Source organism: Pantoea sp. SGAir0183, assembly GCF_043545505.1.
Genome location: NZ_CP028053.1, coordinates 2,370,498 through 2,388,872 on the forward strand (window position 1 = coordinate 2,370,498; position 18,375 = coordinate 2,388,872).

The 18,375-nt window shown below is 53.9% G+C and carries 13 protein-coding genes; 4 read left to right on the forward strand and 9 right to left on the reverse strand.

Annotation, left to right across the window (positions count from 1 at the left end; genetic code table 11):
- Window positions 1-194 precede the first annotated feature (194 nt).
- Window positions 195-1,268, forward strand: a complete 1,074-nt coding sequence (locus C1N59_RS11015; RefSeq protein WP_033741281.1) for a LacI family DNA-binding transcriptional regulator — start codon at window positions 195-197, stop codon at window positions 1,266-1,268.
- A gap of 359 nt (window positions 1,269-1,627) precedes the next feature.
- On the opposite strand, the gene C1N59_RS11020 is transcribed toward C1N59_RS11015, so the two are convergent.
- The 5 genes from C1N59_RS11020 to C1N59_RS11040 all read right to left on the reverse strand — a co-directional run bounded on the left by C1N59_RS11020 (window position 1,628) and on the right by C1N59_RS11040 (window position 11,323).
- Complete coding sequence (locus tag C1N59_RS11020; protein ID WP_394549490.1) at window positions 1,628-2,884, reverse strand: MFS transporter; 1,257 nt, start codon at window positions 2,882-2,884, stop codon at window positions 1,628-1,630.
- Window positions 2,885-3,728: 844 nt separating this feature from the next.
- Window positions 3,729-4,427 (reverse strand): hypothetical protein, encoded by a 699-nt coding sequence (locus C1N59_RS11025; RefSeq protein WP_110267549.1) that lies wholly within the window; start codon window positions 4,425-4,427, stop codon window positions 3,729-3,731.
- A 422-nt stretch (window positions 4,428-4,849) separates the two neighbouring features.
- Window positions 4,850-6,505 (reverse strand): methyl-accepting chemotaxis protein, encoded by a 1,656-nt coding sequence (locus C1N59_RS11030; RefSeq protein WP_394549491.1) that lies wholly within the window; start codon window positions 6,503-6,505, stop codon window positions 4,850-4,852.
- A gap of 1,258 nt (window positions 6,506-7,763) precedes the next feature.
- Complete coding sequence (locus C1N59_RS11035) at window positions 7,764-9,308, reverse strand: methyl-accepting chemotaxis protein (RefSeq protein WP_394549493.1); 1,545 nt, start codon at window positions 9,306-9,308, stop codon at window positions 7,764-7,766.
- Window positions 9,309-9,892: 584 nt separating this feature from the next.
- Window positions 9,893-11,323: a purine-cytosine permease family protein gene (locus C1N59_RS11040; RefSeq protein ID WP_394550829.1), complete on the reverse strand. Its 1,431-nt coding sequence runs from the start codon at window positions 11,321-11,323 to the stop codon at window positions 9,893-9,895.
- A 286-nt stretch (window positions 11,324-11,609) separates the two neighbouring features.
- Here C1N59_RS11040 and C1N59_RS11045 point away from each other — a divergent pair, with 286 nt between their 5' ends.
- Window positions 11,610-13,154, forward strand: coding sequence for a methyl-accepting chemotaxis protein (locus C1N59_RS11045; protein WP_394549494.1), 1,545 nt, complete (start codon window positions 11,610-11,612; stop codon window positions 13,152-13,154).
- A gap of 317 nt (window positions 13,155-13,471) precedes the next feature.
- On the opposite strand, the gene C1N59_RS11050 is transcribed toward C1N59_RS11045, so the two are convergent.
- The 3 genes from C1N59_RS11050 to C1N59_RS11060 all read right to left on the reverse strand — a co-directional run bounded on the left by C1N59_RS11050 (window position 13,472) and on the right by C1N59_RS11060 (window position 16,526).
- Window positions 13,472-14,539 (reverse strand): mechanosensitive ion channel family protein, encoded by a 1,068-nt coding sequence (locus tag C1N59_RS11050; protein WP_033741268.1) that lies wholly within the window; start codon window positions 14,537-14,539, stop codon window positions 13,472-13,474.
- Between the two features lie 511 nt (window positions 14,540-15,050).
- Entirely contained in the window at window positions 15,051-15,674 is a 624-nt protein-coding gene (locus C1N59_RS11055) for a protein phosphatase CheZ (RefSeq protein WP_394549495.1), read from the reverse strand.
- A 177-nt stretch (window positions 15,675-15,851) separates the two neighbouring features.
- On the reverse strand, window positions 15,852-16,526 hold the full coding sequence (locus C1N59_RS11060) for a hypothetical protein (RefSeq protein ID WP_253274972.1): 675 nt from the start codon (window positions 16,524-16,526) through the stop codon (window positions 15,852-15,854).
- Window positions 16,527-16,813: 287 nt separating this feature from the next.
- Here C1N59_RS11060 and C1N59_RS11065 point away from each other — a divergent pair, with 287 nt between their 5' ends.
- Both C1N59_RS11065 and C1N59_RS11070 read left to right on the forward strand, forming a co-directional pair.
- On the forward strand, window positions 16,814-16,945 hold the full coding sequence (locus tag C1N59_RS11065; RefSeq protein WP_394549496.1) for a hypothetical protein: 132 nt from the start codon (window positions 16,814-16,816) through the stop codon (window positions 16,943-16,945).
- 118 nt (window positions 16,946-17,063) lie between these two features.
- Window positions 17,064-17,750, forward strand: a complete 687-nt coding sequence (locus C1N59_RS11070) for an RluA family pseudouridine synthase (RefSeq protein WP_394549497.1) — start codon at window positions 17,064-17,066, stop codon at window positions 17,748-17,750.
- 75 nt (window positions 17,751-17,825) lie between these two features.
- On the opposite strand, the gene C1N59_RS11075 is transcribed toward C1N59_RS11070, so the two are convergent.
- A complete protein-coding gene (locus C1N59_RS11075) occupies window positions 17,826-18,365 on the reverse strand; it encodes a DUF2058 domain-containing protein (RefSeq protein ID WP_039340501.1) in 540 nt (179 codons plus the stop codon).
- Between the last annotated feature and the right edge of the window lie 10 nt (window positions 18,366-18,375).

Consider the following 18,375-nt stretch of genomic DNA (forward strand, 5'->3'; position numbering starts at 1 on the left):
CACTTCTCCGTCTTTGACCGTCGCTGTCGTCTTTGCGAGGAACATAGAAAAGCGGCTGTCGTGGGACAAACTGTTTTTGTGAGAATGTTCGCAGAGCGGCAAGGTAGTTTGTGAACAGCATGTAAAATCGCATTACTATCAAGCCACTACGACTGCAAAAAATTGCAAAAATTGATTGGGACGGGGATCACACTATGGCGGGCAAGCTCAGGATGGACGAAATTTCGGCAAAAACCGGATACTCTGTCAGTACCGTTTCGCGCGTACTGAGCGGCAAGGCCTATACCAGTGAAAAAGCCCGTAATGCGATTGTGCGCTGTGCACGTCAACTGGGTGTGTTGCACGACATGGTCAGCAGCCGCCTGTTAATTAACGGTCTGGTGGTCTTTGCGCCCGCCCGGACCTTTGCGCCGCGCGGCGATCACTTCTATCTGGAAGTGACGCGCGGGATTGCCGAAGCCTGTGCCAGCCATGATGTGCACATCAGTTACTGCCCACTGGAGGAACAGCGTGCCGATGTGAAACTGTTTCTGGAGAAGGCGGGCGCAAAAAGTAACGATGCGATCATCATCATCGGCACCGACGATCAGGCGATATTCAGCCTGGCAGCCTCGCTGAATAAACCCTGCGTCCTGATAAATTCCCGCGATAAAGACATGAAACTGGATGCGGTCTCCCCCGATCACCATGCGATTGGGTTCAGCGCCATGCAGCACCTGTTTGAGCAAGGGCACCGCCGGGTTTTGACCGTCACCTGTCTGCGCCGTGAAACACTGTTTCTGCGGCTGGAGGGAATTAAAGACGCGTACCGCCATTTTCACCTGCCCTTTAGCGCGCAGAAGGACCTGATTGTGGTTGAAGCCTATTCTGAGCATGAAACCGAAGCCGCTCTGAATGGCTGGCTGGACGAACATCCGCGTGAGGAGTGGCCCGATGTGATAGTGCCGGTGGGCAAAGGGATTATTACCGGCGTTCAGACTGTGCTGGCGGCACGTTCCTTGCGTATTCCCGAGGATATCTCACTGATGACGACCGATCTGGCAAGTCAGCTGGCGGGCGCGGCCGGCAGGCCGGTGACAGGCTTTGCCGTCCCGTGTCGGGAGCTGGGCTACGAAGCCATCCAGCTTCTACAGAACCGTCTGAACCGGCCCCATGCGCCCGTGTATAATCTGCTGTTGCAGGCAAAACTGATCGACCACGGCACGGTCGCCAATGCCACTCGCCATGCGGCGCGGGAGGAAATACGGGACGATCAGACACCGGCCTGAACAGAAGGATGCGGGTTTGCAGCAGGCAAGTCATCTGTTGCAGGCCCCGCTCAACGCTAGCATTTGTGATTAGCCGGCTGACACGGGCACAATAGGCGTGAATTCTCACCGAGCCCACAAGGCAAACTGTGCAAAACAGCCTGCCTTTCCTGCCCACATAGCTGAATACAGGCTTCCCTCTTCACCTCATCGTGCTTTGTAAACCGGTTTGCATCGTAGACCTGCCCTGCCGACGCTCTTGCCGGTTCGGCATCCTGACCTCCCCGCCGGACAGTTATCACGCCTGACCCGATCTTCTGGTTCGTTGCTGCGCATGTCAGTTGCCGTGACCGCCTCCCGTTTGCGCTATACAGGTGCCTTCACGATTTCGCCTGCAAACGTGCCAGCATACGTTGCCTGTTGACATAAATAATGGCGCAGAGCAGGAGGCTCAGCATGGCCGTGCTTATAAATACGCCCGGCCCGGTCATGGCCAGCATCACACCACCCAGTAGCGGCCCGGCAGCAATACCGAGCGTTGACAATGTTGAGGCGCCCAGGTAGGCACCTCGATGTTCGGCGGGTGCCAACTGGTCGAGTAAAATATTCAGGTTCGGCATCAGAATCGCTTCGCCTGCACTAAACAACACGGTGACAGACAGCCAAAGCCAACTATCCGCTGTTCGCAGGGAGAAAAAAGACAGCTGTGAGAAAAAGAAAATCACTGCACCCAACAGAATTCGCTGAGGTAAATGCATCCTCGCCATAATGCGGACCAGAAAGGTTTGAAATACCAGCACGGTCGAGGCATTCGTGACCAGTATTAACGTCACCAGCTTTACAGCCGCGTCGCTGTTCAGTAACAGAAGGTACTGGGGCAGTACCGCTTCAAAATGAATAAAAACGATACTGCACAATGTGCTGCACAAAAGCCCGGCCACAAAAATTTTATCTCTGATAATAATTCCCATAACCTGGTGAAGTCTAACAGCGGAAACCTTGTCGGCCGGCGGCGTGTTCACCGGTTTACCCGCCGGGATAAACAGGAGCACGTAGATAAAAAAAGGGAAATAGCTCAGGCCGGTTATCAGAAATGTGCCTTTCTGAGACGTCAGGCCAAAAGCAATGCCCACCAGGGGGCCCAACACCGCAGCGACGTTGACCAGGTAGTAGCGCACTTGCAAAGCCAGTGCGCGGCGGCGACGATCGCCCAGTAAATCACTCATTAGCGCACGCAAAGGCGGATCGACCCACGCAAAGCAAACGCCGATAATCATCAGGCCGGTAATAAACAGACCGACTCCCGTCGCCTGCGCCAGAAGGATATAGCCGACTGCCGAAAATCCACAGCCCATCAGCAGAATAATCCGTCGTCCTAACCTGTCCGAAATCTGGCCGCCATACATGCCCAGCCCCACGGATACCAGCGCACTACTGGTCATCGCGCAACCGATGGCAACAGGCGACATGTGGTAGTTCTGTGTCATGATCATTGCGATAAATGGCCAGGCCATAAAATAGCTGAACCGAATAATCAGGGTAAAAATGAGCAGCGCGTGAACTGTCGCCGGAAAGGTTTTTAACGTCTTAAATACACCGGGCTCTACCCTGATTTCAGCGGCGGGCTGTGTTGTCATACGTCACCTTATGATGGGTCTGTTGCACACTGAAGCGTCAGAGAAGCGCACGGTTTGTCAATTAGTAATATAAGTATTCCTGACACGATGCAATATAAAATCACGCTAACTCTTTGATTCACAGGCTTATGACGTATTCAACCCTCGCCACAGGATAATGTAATGAAAAGCCTGTTAATGATTTATAACGTCAGGCGTTAATCCTGAAACAAACACCAAGACCGCCAGGGGCGCAGGCGAGAAACAAGGCGATATGGCGCATCGTTGGAAAATTACGCCTGATTCTCACGTCAGCCTGAATGCACAGGATGGGTTTTACCCACTCTTTAAAGTTCGCCATCCCATCAATGTAAGGCGGCCATTTTTTCTCCTAACGCAGCGGTTTTTAACTGTTTCCTTACTAAAAGGGACGCCGCGCAGAGATAGCCGTTTTTTTATCCGTACATCATGCAGGCCCGGACGCTGCCTGAAATCAGACACTGTTTTGTCAGTGGTTACCCGACAAAGACCCACTCGATTGTGAATAGCAGGGATTATGTGCTCCGGGAAGAAGCCGGGATCGCCGTCGTTCAGGTGATAAGACCGGTTACACCGGATAACAGGGGACGGCTTACAGGTCGTCATACAGCGGGTCGGTTTCAGAGGAAATGGAGACAGGTCTGCCCGCACCAGGTGTTGCTGCCAGTAGAAAGCTTTAACAGGTTGCATGAAGCGAACAGCGCTACAGGCTGGCTGTTTCACCACGTGCTTGTGTTTTCAGACCGGAAATAACGGACCCTGTTTAGCATAATATGGCACCCCTCAGGCTGGTGATAACAAGGCGCTAAGCGCGCCCCGAATACCCTTATTGCGGTAGTGCATGCGCAAAGAATTTAACCCCATCAGGCCAGGCGCCCCGGTGGCCTGAAAAGGCGGCAGCGGCGTGACCGATCGTCATATTTCGGCTGCCTGCCTGGGTGATATCCGGGCCGTCTGCGCGTAATCTTGCCAGCGAGATGCGTGACGGCCTGACAACAGCGATATGACCTGGTCTGTGCTGATCCGGGCTTTCATAGGCGACCACCACCAGCATGCCTTTATTCGCCAGCTGCTGAGCGTGCCACGCATCGCTGACCCTGATCCAGCCTGACTGACGCCCTTCACTACTGTCAAACCAGCGCGTTTGTGCGCTCGCCAGGAAAATCTGGCTATGCTGAGGCGGCCTGAGCATATAGACGCCCAGGCGTGCGCCTACCGCCGCCGCAAACGCACTGCAGTGCGTATGATTACCGGGACCAGAATAGGTATCCGGTCTGTCAGGCTTGCCCGTTTCCCAGTTGACGTGATGATGATTCAGCCATAAATGCTCCACGTCCGCATGGTCAAGCACGGCCAGAATCTTTTGCGCGTTGGGCGTGAGCGCGCCGCAACAGGGCGCATCCTGCGGCGGCACGGACTGGACGTTGCCAGCCGGAACCGGGCTGGCGACAGCCGACAGGGACGGGAAGAGAAAAGCCGCACTCGCAAAGACGGCCAACGCATATCTGCTCAGTGATGGTTTCATAGTGACCTGACTGTATAGAATTAAGGTTCGGCATTGAAGGGGCTCCTTGAGGAAGCGCGCGCACCCCTTCGTCCGCCATTCCGTGCGGTGAAGCGCCGGAACCCATCGCGCCTGCCTGCACCTTTATTTTACGCCTCTGCCACATCTTCAGGGTTGGGTTTCTGCATGGCGAATTGAGCTCTGCCTCCCGGGTATCCCGCCTGAAGCGGCGAACAGCCTGCATGTTTCTGTCATCGCACACCCGGTCGTGGCGTGCCTCGGTGACGTGACACGTCAGGCGGATTTCAACTTACTCCGGTAGGGATTTTTTGCAAGGATCACGTTCTGTAAGAACCGCAAGGTCACCACGGAGAATCTGTGGTGACCCCTGCCCGTTCAGAGCCTGCGCCCGTTTTCAGCAGCACAGGCGTTTGTGTTGATTTTCAAAAACTCTGCCAGTTGGTCTCCGCTGCAGCGGGAACAATATTGCTGACAGGGCGCGTCATGGCGGGCGGAGCTATCGCGCTTTTCACTTCCTTAAGCGCGTCAGGTCCTGCACGCTGGATAACAAACGTGGCAACCAGGCGGTTTAATGCTGAGGCCTGTTCCATTAATGAACGCGACGCAGAGGATGCTTCTTCCACCAGGGCCGCATTTTGCTGCGTCACATCATCCATTTGATTGACGGCCAGATGGACCTGGCTAATTCCCTGAGACTGTTCCTGGGCGGCGACAGAGATTTCATCGACCAAATCGGTAACCTGCCGGACGGCATCGTTCATTTTGTGCATATTTGTACCCACCCCTTCAGCCTGTACCGCACCGGCTTCCACAAAGCCCATTGACGATTCAATCAGCGCTTTAATCTCGCGGGCTGATGATGACGAACGCTGCGCCAGGTTGCGCACCTCGCCAGCCACGACCGCAAAACCACGGCCCTGCTCGCCTGCCCGTGCGGCTTCGACCGCCGCATTCAGGGCAAGGATATTGGTCTGAAAGGCAATCCCCTCAATGAGAGAAATAATGTCGGTAATTTTGGCCGAGCTTTCGCGTATATCGCCCATCGTCGTCAGCATTGTTTTCACCCGATCTGCGCTGTCTTCTGAAATCTCGCGCGCATTTTTCGCTAACTGGCTGGCCAGTCGGGTATTTTCTGCCGTCTGACGCACCGTTTCACTCAGCTCTGACATACTGGCAGCCGTTTGCTCAAGTGATGCCGCCTGCTCTTCAGTCCTTGCCGATAAATCCTCGTTACCCGCTGACATTTGCGATGACGCTGTACTGACAGACTGCGCGGCACTTTCCACAGCGTTCAGTGACAGCGACACAGTCTGAATCAGATGATTAAACGCTTTTGCCGTCAGGCCGATTTCATCAGAGCGTGTGTCATCTGCTTTGAGAGTGAGATCGAGGTTTTCGCTGGCCTGCTCCATCGTCAGGCGCATGGCATTCAGCTGGCGGCGAATGGCTAAAATTGTCTTAACGGTAAAAAACCCCAGCAGCAAAATAGCGGCGGCTGAGCCGGTGATCAGGGTTAACAGCGTATGGTGATAGGTTCTGTCGTTTTCTCTGCTGAGCGCATTGGCGAGATCGGTATTGAGCTGAAGTTGCTGCTGATAATTCGCAATGAGCTGTCGGGCTTCGGCACCAATCCCTGTTGTCCCCTGCAACATTCCCAGAGACACAGCATCATTCTGAGCACGTGAGGCGGCCAGAAAGGCCGGCAGGTCGCGTTCTATTTTATTAATCATCGTAAACGCCTTTTCCGTCATTTGCCTGTCTTGCTCGTTGGACGTGTCCTCTGCAAGGTAGTGCTGATTAAGCGCACGAATATGTTTGATTGTGTCGTTGACTTCTTTTTCGATGACAGCCTGCCTGGCCAGGTCAGTCACGCTCTGATGATGATAAAGGGCGATGATGACGGCGTTACTGCCTTCAATCATCTTTGAAATACCGGTGATTGACGGGACCGTATTTTCATTAACGTATTTGAAGCGGGTCTGAAATCCTTGCGACACGCTGACAGATACGCCAACCATAGCGACCAGCGCTGCGGAAAGCAGCGAAAACGTGAACAAAAGACGCTGAGTTATAGTCATTGTTTTTACCAGGTAAAAGAGAAAAGAAATACGTCTGATATGACTCAGAAAAAAGGCGACATACAGACAGTCAAATAAAATATCGGCGCCATAAAAAAATAATCAAACTGAGTTGCCGCTCTGTTTATACGCCATTTATACATGCCTCTCTCCTGAAAAAACAACTCACTGAAAGGCCTCAGTTATTTTTGCAACGCTGTTTTCTAAAAATTTAATGTCGCGCATTTAAAACGTAATAACACCCCTTTTTCTGTGCCTTACGTTAAGCACCCTCCTTTATCTTTCACTTTTCCTGTTAAAAGGGGAAAGCCATCAAGAAAATTTAAACAGTATTTTAAATGACATATTTAAATATTTTTTCTATACGCGGGAGCGCTGTTTTGTAAGGGAGAAAAATCCTGCATCGCGTCCTCACCCTGCTGAGCGGCGTCCTGCTGCTTTCTGATGCGACAGCCAGCCTCACCACACGAAAAACCCATAAAAACCCTTTTAAAACAAATCATTATGGAAAATTGCGTGGCGGAGCGCGCCATTAAACCGTTACCCTGTCGTTTTCAATACGGGGACATTTTACGTCATCAGCCACGCTGAATGCCTGTACAGTGATGAACCGGCAACGCATAAAACCCTATTTTTAATTTATCCTTAAGCGATAACTCATTACTTGTAGCCATAAAAAAAGCCCGGCATGCCGGGCTAACAAAAATCAATAAACTGCCACCTTTAGGCCGACACTGTATAGCGCAGCGCAGAAAGTGTAGTTGAGCGCCGCATTATTACTGTAGGGAATACCATAAGAGATGTAATCAGATGTTAATTTTTCGCAAAACTCAATTAAACACCGCACTATTTTAAGAGCCTTATAGTATTTTCCTCTTTTCTACAATGCTGTGTCATTGCAGCCATATAAACGCTTTGCTGCTGTCTGCTTTTTTAAACGGCATCGTGAACATGAGGTTATTTTTTTACGACGCAGGCGCGGGACATATTTACGTTAACAGAAAAGTGTCTCACAGGCGGCTTTCGCCATCAGCCGGTCAGCGCGCATCAGAAAGCCCTGACAGGGGCTGCGCCTCACCGGGCGTTGATTTTCGCAGCCAGGCGCATCCTGTTAGTCACCCGTGTCATGCTGATAATGACTCGCTGTCAGCTGAGACAGTAAGAATATCCCCCTCAACATTCATGACGTTGCGTCAGATAACAGGGTTCATCCGGTTACTGCACCGCCCGCCCGGATAGCCCGGCGGGCGGTGATCTGTCAGACCTGAAATGCCTCCACCATGTTACGCAGCGCATGCGCCTGTTCTGACAACGAATGGGAGGCAGAGGATGACTCCTCGACCAGGGCTGCATTGTTCTGCGTTACGCCATCCATCTGGCTCACCGCGATGCTGACCTGCGAAATGCCCTGCATTTGCTCAGAGGAAGCCAGAGAAATATTATCCATAGCCTCAGCCAGCTCGTTCACCCTCCCCACAATGTTGACAATGCTTTGTCCGGTCGTAGACGCCACCGTGGTGCCGTTTTCTACCTGACCTACCGCCTCTTCAATCAGCAGTTTGATATCGCGCGCAGCCGTAGCGCTGCGCTGCGCAAGCGTTCTGACTTCACCGGCCACTACCGCAAATCCCCGGCCCTCTTCGCCTGCGCGTGCCGCTTCAACCGCAGCATTGAGCGCCAGAATATTGGTCTGGAAAGCGATGCCTTCAATGACGGTCGTAATATCACGCACTTTCGTTGCGCTCATGGATATGTCCTGCATGGTATCGACCATCCGCTGCACATCCTCTTCGCCGCCTCGGGCAAGACGGGCGGTTTCGCGGGCAGATTCGGCGGTCTGCCGTGCGCCGCTGGTGTTGCTTTTCACCGTGGCCGTCAGCTGCTCCATGCTGGCGGCCGTTTCCTGTAAAGCTGCCGCCTGCTGTTCGGTGCGGGAAGAAAGCTCGGCATTCCCCTTGGAAATTTCATCGGCGGCTAACGCGACAGCGTTCGACGTATCCCGGATATTCGCGACCATGTTGCGCAGGTTGGCCTGCATGACATGAAGGGAGGCCAGCAGGCTGGTCGTGTCGTTACGACGAAGTGTGACAGGTGACGTTAAATTTCCGGACGCAATCGATGCTGCCAGCACCTGTGCCTGCGCCGGTTCGCCGCCCAGCTGGCGCATCAGCGTACGGATAATGATAACGCAGGCCATCACAGCAACAACCAGAGACAAAAAGACCATTATCGCCATCAGACTGGCCGTACGTGACGCTGACTCTCTGGCATCAGAAACCGTTTTTTGACTCACCTCCATCTGAATTTCAGAAAGCCGATCCAGTGCATCCAGCATTTTCCGCTGTACCGGCCGTACCGTTTTCAGCAGGTAATCAATCGTGGCCGCCTGGTCGCTTTGCATCGCCTTCTGGCCTGCCATGGTGATCAGGTTCAGCGCCTGGTCATCTTTAGCGAGCAGGTTCTCCAGGGCATTTTTTCCTTCGGCTGATACATTCTGTGACATGCTGCTCACCAGTTTTTCGCGTTTCGCCAGGTAGTTCGCTTTCTGGTTTTGCACCCGCTCCCACTCGGTTTGCTTCTCTTTTGCATCGGTCAGTAAGGCAATATTTCTTACCGCAACGGACATATCCCGGGCAGCACTGCGCATATCCTGGATCAGATTGTACCGATACATTTTATTGTTGACGGCATTATCCATGTCGTCCCGTGCCTGCCAGAGTGCGTGAAACGCAATGCCTGTGCAGAGCACAAAAAGCAGGATGAGCAGACTGAAGCCTGCAGCGAGACGTGTGGCAATTTTCATGGTGTTTTCCCCGATAATGTTGCTACTGCTGTGTGTAGTCCGACTTTGCTGAATACATTTGCCGGAAAGATCTCTGCAAATGAAAATGTGTGTTTCCTTCACCTGTCAGTAACGGCTGACAGGGAAATCTATATAGATGACAAAATGAAATTCGGGTGGGACAAAGGGGACAGAAAGCAAAGCCAATACGGCAAAGTCGCGCATAGCGCGGCTGGGAGGGCGAAAACTTACTTTACAGAATATTGTTAGTAAACATGTCACGATAAAACGCGGCGTATCAGACATCTCCCGTGACAGGGGGCTCATGCTGTTCGTATGCGATCTCCCGCTTCTGTGAACAGCATTGTGTTACGTTGACGGCAACGCCCGCAGGCAGGCGTAACCGCATGAATCCTGTACGGGCGGAGGCGGTTCTGTGCCCGGTTTGCGATGAACATCGATACGGTCAGGACGATTCATCGGGTCCCTTTCGGAAATGCCTGTGACGCGATGTTGTCCATTGTTCAGACGGGGAAGATGCCGTAAACCGCTTTTCCATTCCCCCGTTAAGCCGTCTTACCTGCCGCCAGAAAACATGGCAACGGCTATTCTGCCAGGGAGACTGAATGGACGGGGGTGCCCCGGCGATCCCAGCGGCGGGCCATCCACCACAGCAGTGCCGTGATGCACCAGCCAATACACCACGACACATCGTTACCGGCAAACAGCCAGGTGAGTGAACCATGATGAAGTGGATTGTCGATAAACGGCAGTTGTACCAGCACACCCAGGACATAAACGGTAATCCCCACCCTGTTCCAGCGGCCATAACGTCCGTCTGGCTGTGACAGCGCAGGAATATCCACTTTGCCCTGGGTGATCACATAGAAATCGATCAGGCTAATCGCGCTCCATGGCACGAAAAACGCCAGTAAAAACAGCAGAAAATGGGTGAACGTTTTCAGAAAAGCGGGTTCACTCAGCAATCCAATCACACAGGCCACACTGACCATCAGGACCACAAACAGAATGCGTGCACCCCGACCCATTGCGGATTGCCGGCGGAAACCCGAGACAATAGTGGTCAGTGCCATAAAACTGCCGTAAGCGTTCAGGGTGGTGAACGTGATTTTGCCGAAGCAGATAGCGAAATAGATCACCATCGCCATCGTGGGCGTACTACCCAGGCTGACAATATAGCCAACCTCGTTGCCCGCAAACGCCTTTCCGGCCAGCGCCGCGACAATCACACCCAGCGTCATGGACGCCTGCGTCCCCGTTACGGTGCCGAAAAACACTGACCAGAACAACGTTTTCGCGGAGACATTCGCAGGCAAATAGCGCGAATAGTCGGAGACATAAGGACAAAATGCGATCTGCCATGAGGAGGAGAGCGATACCGCCAACAGGAAATGAGCCAGCGTGAAGTGCTGATTCTGCCAGACAGGCGTTAAGTCATGCGTCACCACCAATGTGATAAACAGATAAGCAAAAGCCAGTACACCAATAAGGCTGGCCAGTTTGCCAAGCTGATGGATCACCCGGTACCCCAGCACCGCAATGACGATGATTATCGCGCTAAACAGGATCATCCCCGTCGCATTGCTGACATGCACCAGCTTAGCCAGCGCCTGACCGGCCAGCACGGTACCGCTGGCCGAAAAACCGACGTACATCATGCATACCAGCAGCAGCGGAATGACCGCCCCATAGACGCCGAACTGCATGCGGCTGGTGATCATTTGCGGTAAACCCAGGCGCGGCCCCTGAACCGCATGTAATGACATGATACCTGCGCCCAGGATCTGTCCGACCAGTAATCCCACCAGTGACCAGACCACATCGCCCCCCAACACCACCGCCAGCGCACCCGTAACTATCGCGGTGATTTGCAGATTTCCGCCAAACCACAATGTGAACTGGCTAAAAGGATGACCATGTCGCTCCCGCAGTGGGATGTAATCAATGGAACGGCTTTCAGAGAGGCGCGGTTGCTCAACGCCTGAATAACCTGCTGCAGATGTTTCGGCTGGCATCATTTCCTCACTGGGCAGTGTATGGGGTGCGTTGCTGTTTACGTCCGGCGGACGCCAACGCAGGGTGACAGTACATGTATAGACAGGCAAGGATGGTGTCATGCTCACGCTGAAGTGACAAGGCCATGCGTCATTGGAAAATGTGATGAGGCCTGTTCGGCAAAATGTGCGCACGAAAAAGCAAAACTGCTTATTTCTGATACGATTTAAACGTAGCCGTAAAAAGTAATGTCCTTTTTGCTACGAACGCAAACACAGCAAATTTAACCTACATAATGAGACAATAATGAAAATATCCACACGCCTTATTGCAGGTTTTGGCCTGCTTATTCTTTTGTTCATCCTGTGCACCGGGATCGCCCAACAGGCCCTGCATCATGCCCGTGAAGGCATGGACGATACCGTCAACATCAAGATGAAAAAGTATCAGTTAGCGCAATCCATGTACGGTGAAGTCAGAGATATGGGCATTGCCGTCAGGAATATCGCGCTACTCAGCGACACCCAGGCGATGCAGCCTGAAGTCACGCGGATTCAGAAACAGAAAGCGCTCTTTATTGCTAACCGTCAGGCGCTCGGCGCTATCCTGGCAACCGACTCTACGCCGGCGGGTCGTGAGGCTTTCAAAAGAATTACCGACAGCGAAGGACCAACGTTTGCCGCCCTGGATCAGGCAACCAGGCTCGGGCTGGCCAATCTTGATAAAGAAACCACGGACTATCTGTTAAAGGACGTGCGTCCTGTTCAGACTAAGTTACTGAATGCTCTGCGCGATATGACAGAGATTCAGGAGAAAAACAGCCAGGCTGCTGTGCAACAAAACAGCCATTCTACTGCCCGCGCCTCGCTGATTCTGATGCTACTGGCCACCGCTTCTGTGATTGTCGCGGTCGGTGCCTGTGCGGTCACTATCAGCGTGCTGATGCGCCAGCTGGGCGGTGAACCGGCACAGGCGCAGGCGCTGGCCGCCTCCATCGCAGCCGGCGATCTGACCGCCGCCGTGTCACTGCGCCGCAAGGACACCACCAGCCTGCTGGCCTCCCTTGACGTCATGCAAGCCAGGCTCCGTGCGCTGGTTTCCCAGATTAAAGAGGCTTCGGCCTCCGTTGCGCTGGCTGCCGATGAAATCGCGCAGGGCAATACCGAACTGTCCTCACGTACCGAACAGCAGGCGGCGGCTTTGCAGGAGACGGCTGCCAGCATGGAGCAGCTGACGGCCACGGTGAAAAGCAATACGGCCGGTGCACAGCAGACGGCCGATTCGGCACGTGAAACCGCACAGCTTGCCCGCACGGGCGAATCTGACATGCAGCGCATGACGCACACCATGCATGACATTTCGGTCAGCGCCACTAAAGTGCGCGACATCACCGCCGTGATCGAAAGCATTGCCTTTCAGACCAATATCCTGGCCCTGAACGCGGCTGTTGAGGCGGCCCGTGCCGGCGAGGAAGGACGCGGTTTCGCCGTGGTCGCGGGCGAAGTGCGCACGCTGGCCCAGCGCAGCGCTACAGCAGCACGTGACATTAAAACGCTGATAGAACAGGCCGTTGAACAGGTGGAAAGCGGCGTGACGGTTGCCTCCTCAACCGGGCAGAGCATCCTGAAAATCGTTGGAATGGTCGGCGAACTGGCTGACGCCATGGATAATATCTCTCTGGCCTCCTCCGAGCAGATGCAGGGCATTTCGCAGGTCAGTATCGCGGTGAGCCAGATGGATGGCGTGACGCAGAACAATGCCGCCTTGGTTGAAGAATCGTCTTCGGCGTCACGCTCACTGTCGGAACAGGCGCATGCGCTGCGCGGCATGGTCGCGGCATTCCAGGTGTAAAAAAGGCGGCAACCGCCGCCAGTGAGCAATAAATTCGGCACAAACCGCCAGGAACAGGTGGGCGTCGTCATGACAAAGCCTGTCCCTGGCGGACAGTCGACAGCGGCAGTTATCTTGCTCGATCATGCTGTCCGCCAGGAACGCCACCGCCCCGCACGCAGCGGTGTCGCTGACCGTCCCTGAGACCGGCGTGTCAATGCAGTCCAGACGTCGCGCCCGCCTGTGGCTTAACGCCACACTTTCCTTGCCCCACGCCCGTTTGCCCCACACGGGTGAGCCAGCCTCCTGCCTCAATACAGACGTGAGAACCCCTGGCGTCAGCGCGAGTCCGTCTCAGTCAGCGTTGCCCTGACATGCGGCAGGCTCTGCGGGTAGTTCTGCTGAATAAATTCGATCATTTTTTCCCGCACGTAGCAGCGCAAATCCCAGGCGGTGGGCGAATTTTGTGCCGTCATTAATAATCTGATTGTCATGGTTTTTTCAGAGGTGTCGGTGACCTGAAGCACCTGGGTTTGCTGATCCCAGAGTTTGGTTTCACTGAGCACTTTCTCGAAATGCTGACGCAGCGGCTCAAGCGGCAGGGAGTAATCCACATACAGAAACACCGAGCCCAGGATTTGCGCGTTGTTGCGCGTCCAGTTCTGGAAGGCGTTTTCCGTGAAATAGGTAATCGGCAGCACCAGCCGACGGAGATCCCAGATACGCACGACCACATACGTCAGATTGATCTCCTCTATCCAGCCCCACTCTTTTTCCACCACAACAGCGTCATCAATTTTGATTGGCTGGGTAAAGGCAATCTGAATACCGGCAAACAGGTTAACCAGCGACTTTTGCAGCGCAAAACCGATGATGATGCCTGCGACGCCCGCACCGGCCAGGATGGTCGTGCCGAATTTACGCACGCCGGGAAAGCTGAGCAAGATCATCGACAGACTCAGCGAGACCAGGATCACGATGGCCACTTTTTTCACATAAATTAACTGCGTGCGAATCTTACGGGCACGCAGATTGTTCGACAGATTGATATCGTAGCGAATAAAAAGCATATCCTGCGCCACATTGGTCAACCGAATCAAAATGGAACAAATCGATAAAATGATAAAGATATTGGCGGTGGAGGTGATAAACGCCACGGTTTCAGGACGCAGATCGATGTAGTTAATGCCGATATTGATCAACACCAAGGGGATAAACAGAAACAGCGAACCGCGCAGGTGCTTTTCCAGTGATTTGAACAGTTTTCGGTCCCGGTTCTGCCAGAAGCGGATGAACCTGAGAAAAATAAACCGGGCCAGAAAGCCCACGATAAATGAAAGCGTGACGAGCAATACAGCAGGTATCCATGTTGGCGCACCCGATAACTCCCCAATAAGTAATGGCATCATTTCCCCTTATAGTCCGTCAGCAACCTGAGTTGTCGGATAAGTCACTAAAATCAGTAACCGTTGTGTTCCCGGTTATCTACGAATGAAGTCATTGCGCACATTAGTTTATGAAATTTTTTAACAATTGACTGACCTGTCGGCAAAAAAGCCCTGCCAGCATGCATATGGCCCGAGACAGCCAAATGCAATTAACTGTTATTTATAGCATTTTTATTCTTTCGCGAAGCAGCGGATCGCCGTTTTGTGTGGGGATGTTTATGTCAGCGCAAGCCCTGACAGCCGACGGCCAGGCAGGCATACGCGACTGCCGCCGTTGACAGTACCGCGCCAGGATGCGCGGTGCGGCTGGCAAAACGGGAGAAGAAATCTGTCCCGCTGTGCCGTCGGTGTTGCGAAAAAGGCGCCGGTGGGCGGTATCGCTGAGAGGTCGCCCCCCTGCCTGACGAATGGCGCAGGCAACCCTTTAGTATGCCGGAAGAGATCGGTCTTAAAGAGAGCGAGTCCAGCCTTAGAGTCCCAGGCTGGCGAGCAAATCGTCCACGTCATCCTGCGAGGCTGACGGGCTCTCTGATGGCTGTGCAGCAGCCGGTGGACTGGCCACTTTGGCCACAGGCTGTGCGGGCACGTTATCCCTCAGCACCTGAACCAGGTGGACTTCCAGCTCGTTCAGCATTTTCGTCATGCGCTGGATAATCTGGCCCGTCAGGTCCTGGAAACCCTGAGCCATCATCACCGCCTGAAGTTGCTGACGGGTGAAACCGGTTAACTGCGGCACTGTGCCAAGCCATGTGCGCGTTTCTTCCGCCAGCGCCCGTGCCGCGCCCTCGTTTTCCGGTGTGATAGCCGTGCTGTTCCAGCGCGCCAGCAGACTTTCCGCCTTATCCTGTAGCGTTGTCTGCGCAGGCTGTGTCAGCTCCACGCAGCCCAGTACCTCACTGGCCGCATTTTCGGTCATAGTCACCACATAGCCCAGACGCGCGCGGGCATCCGGGATCCCGCCCGCGACCTCTGACAGGATTTGATCGTAGCCCAGTTCACGTAGGCTGTTACGTAAATTACGCAGCATAAAACCTGCACGAATGATCAGTGTGCGCGTATCATCCGCAGATAAAGACAGTTTAAGTTCAGACATCGAAACGCCCTCCGTTCAGAGTTGTGATTAGATTATCGGCAGGCGCGGCCTGAAAATTAATTGCTGTGGTCATTATCTTTATGGCGCAGCGGATAAAGGACGTTGGGAGACGGATTTACAGCGGAGACTAAGGCGCTTGTTGCACGGCCTGCCGGTTAAAACAGGCCGTACTGCTCACTATTTTTTCAGTAAGCGTGGCAGTTGATTATCCAGCTCCAGCAGGCAGGCATCCATCATCTTTTGCGTCACCTGCGTGACTTTGGCGTAATGGTTGGCCGTCCAGTCATTCAGCGGTGCGGTGACATGCGCGGGTTCACATTCCGAAACCACATAGGGACTCAGGATCGTGCCGCCTTCCGGACGTTTATAAAACAGGACCCGATACGTTAAATCGTAGTTACTGTTGCCGGACGACATATCGGTGTACACCAGCGACCATTTTGAGGCAGCAATGAACAAGGGTTGTGTGTAAGCATAACCCCCGCCATTTTTATTCAGCCATTGCTGGATTTTGACGTCGGCTTTGGGCGTGAAATACGCGGCGGTAGGTTCCGGCATGCTGTCAATATCACTGCCCTTGTAGTTATTCTTATCAAATGAACCCGTGCTGATGCCGCCCCCCAGCACGGCACTCAGTACCGCTATTCCCATTCCTGTCCCGGCTCGGGCCGGCGTGACCTGGCGCAGTTTAACATCCGCGTAGGTATTATTATTCATATCGGTAGGTGCGAAAATCGTGTTGACGGTTAGTGAACTGCCGTTCTCCGCCTTGATCAAATGCGTATTTTTATTCTCCGCACATCCCGTCAGAAAGAGTAAAGCCAGCGTGCCCGTAACGATAATTTTGTTCATCATGAATGCCATTCCCTTTATTCAGCAGCCCTGATTCGTTATTTTTTATGCAGTTATAATGATCACACTGCATTTATCTATAACGGGTATTCATGAAAAACCTTTAGGTATTTTTTATTAACCTTTTTTGACGCCCCGTAACCGGCTGTGTCGCTGCCAGCGCCAGGGAAAGACGGAAAGATAATGCAGCCTGTTGTGGCGCGGGCCCGGTTAGCTGGCAGGATGCGCCTGGTCTGTCGCGCCCTGTCGTGATGTCTGTTCCCGCCTGCAACAAGGCGGTGAACAGCGTGTCACGCCCGGAGCTTACTGGCGCGGTGCCCGCAACCGTGCTGATCTGGTCAGATCCCCGCAGTGAACCGATGACGTCCGGCCTGCCGGTAAGCACGCCAGCGATCACCGCGCTGGCTATCAGCCGTTAGCCGCTGTGACCGGCATTAACTAACGCAGCGTGCGCGGGCTTATCCTGCGCCTGGCGTGATTCGCCTGCGGGCGGAAAATGGGTTACTATCCGCGCCCGCTTCCCTTTGAGGCTGCCTGATGTCTGCCCTGTTCGACGATGTTATTGCGCCGCCCTGCCATGAGGCGATCGCGATCCTCTATGAGGACGCGCACCTGCTGCTGATTAACAAACCCAGCGGGCTGCTGAGCCTGTCCGGCAGGCACCCGAAAAATCAGGACTCGGTCCATTTCCGGCTGGCAGCGCGCTTTCCCGGTTGTACCCTGGTTCACCGGCTGGATTTCGGCACCTCCGGGCTGATGGTCATTGCCCGTAATAAGGCGATCAATGCCGCCCTGTGCGCGCAGTTCAGTCAGCGAAGCGTCAGCAAAGTTTACACCGCGCTACTTTGCGGCCACGTTGAACACGATGAGGGAAGAGTGGATGCGCCGATTGCGAAGCAGTTTCCGTTGATGGCGATTTGCGCACGCACCGGCAAACCAGCGCGCTCGCGCTATCAGGTGTTGGCGCGTTTTACGTATGTCCCAGATGACGGGCCGTCTCTGCCGGTCACGCGGGTGCAGTTACGTCCTGAAACCGGTCGCACTCACCAGCTGCGTATTCACTGTCAGCACCTGGGGCACCCTATTTTAGGCTGTGAGTGGTATGGCGGTCTGCCGCCGCACAGCGCACGGGCACCCAGACTGATGCTGCATGCCAGCGAGCTGCATTTTAACCATCCTGTCAGCGGAGACGCGATTCAGGCCCGTCATGACAGTCCGTTTTAGGGGTAAAACGCCATGCGGTTATTCTGCGCCCCGCGACCAGGCGGAGGCGGTCTGAAGCGGCTGATGTCGCGTGGATTACCACATCAAATCGTCTGGCACTTTGAAATCGGCATAAGGATCGTCCTCTTCCTGCGCGTCCTGACTGAGTGCGCTGTTTAAGACAATGCTGTCGGGATCGCGCTGCGCGATCTTATCCGCGACGCTGGCCGGAATAATCGCGTAGTGCGGCTCGTCGCTGTTTTCTGCCATCAGACGGGCAATGGCCAGGCGACCGTTAATCAGTTGGGTCTGCACAGGTTTATCGACCATGATTTTTTTAATCAGGTTGTTATCCGTGAAGTTAAAACCGATCTCACCTTTTGCCACGACGATTCTGTTCATTTCAATTAACTGCTTCACCTGCGCTTTATACTCTTTCGCCAGCACCGCTTGTTTATGCTGTTCGCTGAGCTGCCTGTCCCGCTCGATCTGCGCTTTTTTGTTTTCTTCTACGGCTTCTCGCGCTTCGCGCGCCTGCACGCGTGATTTTTTCGCGGTTCTCTGGACCTTGTCCATTTTTTTACTGGTTACCAGTCCCGCTTTTAATAACTGCTCCTGAAGAGTGAGTTTTGTCATGGTCGTCTCT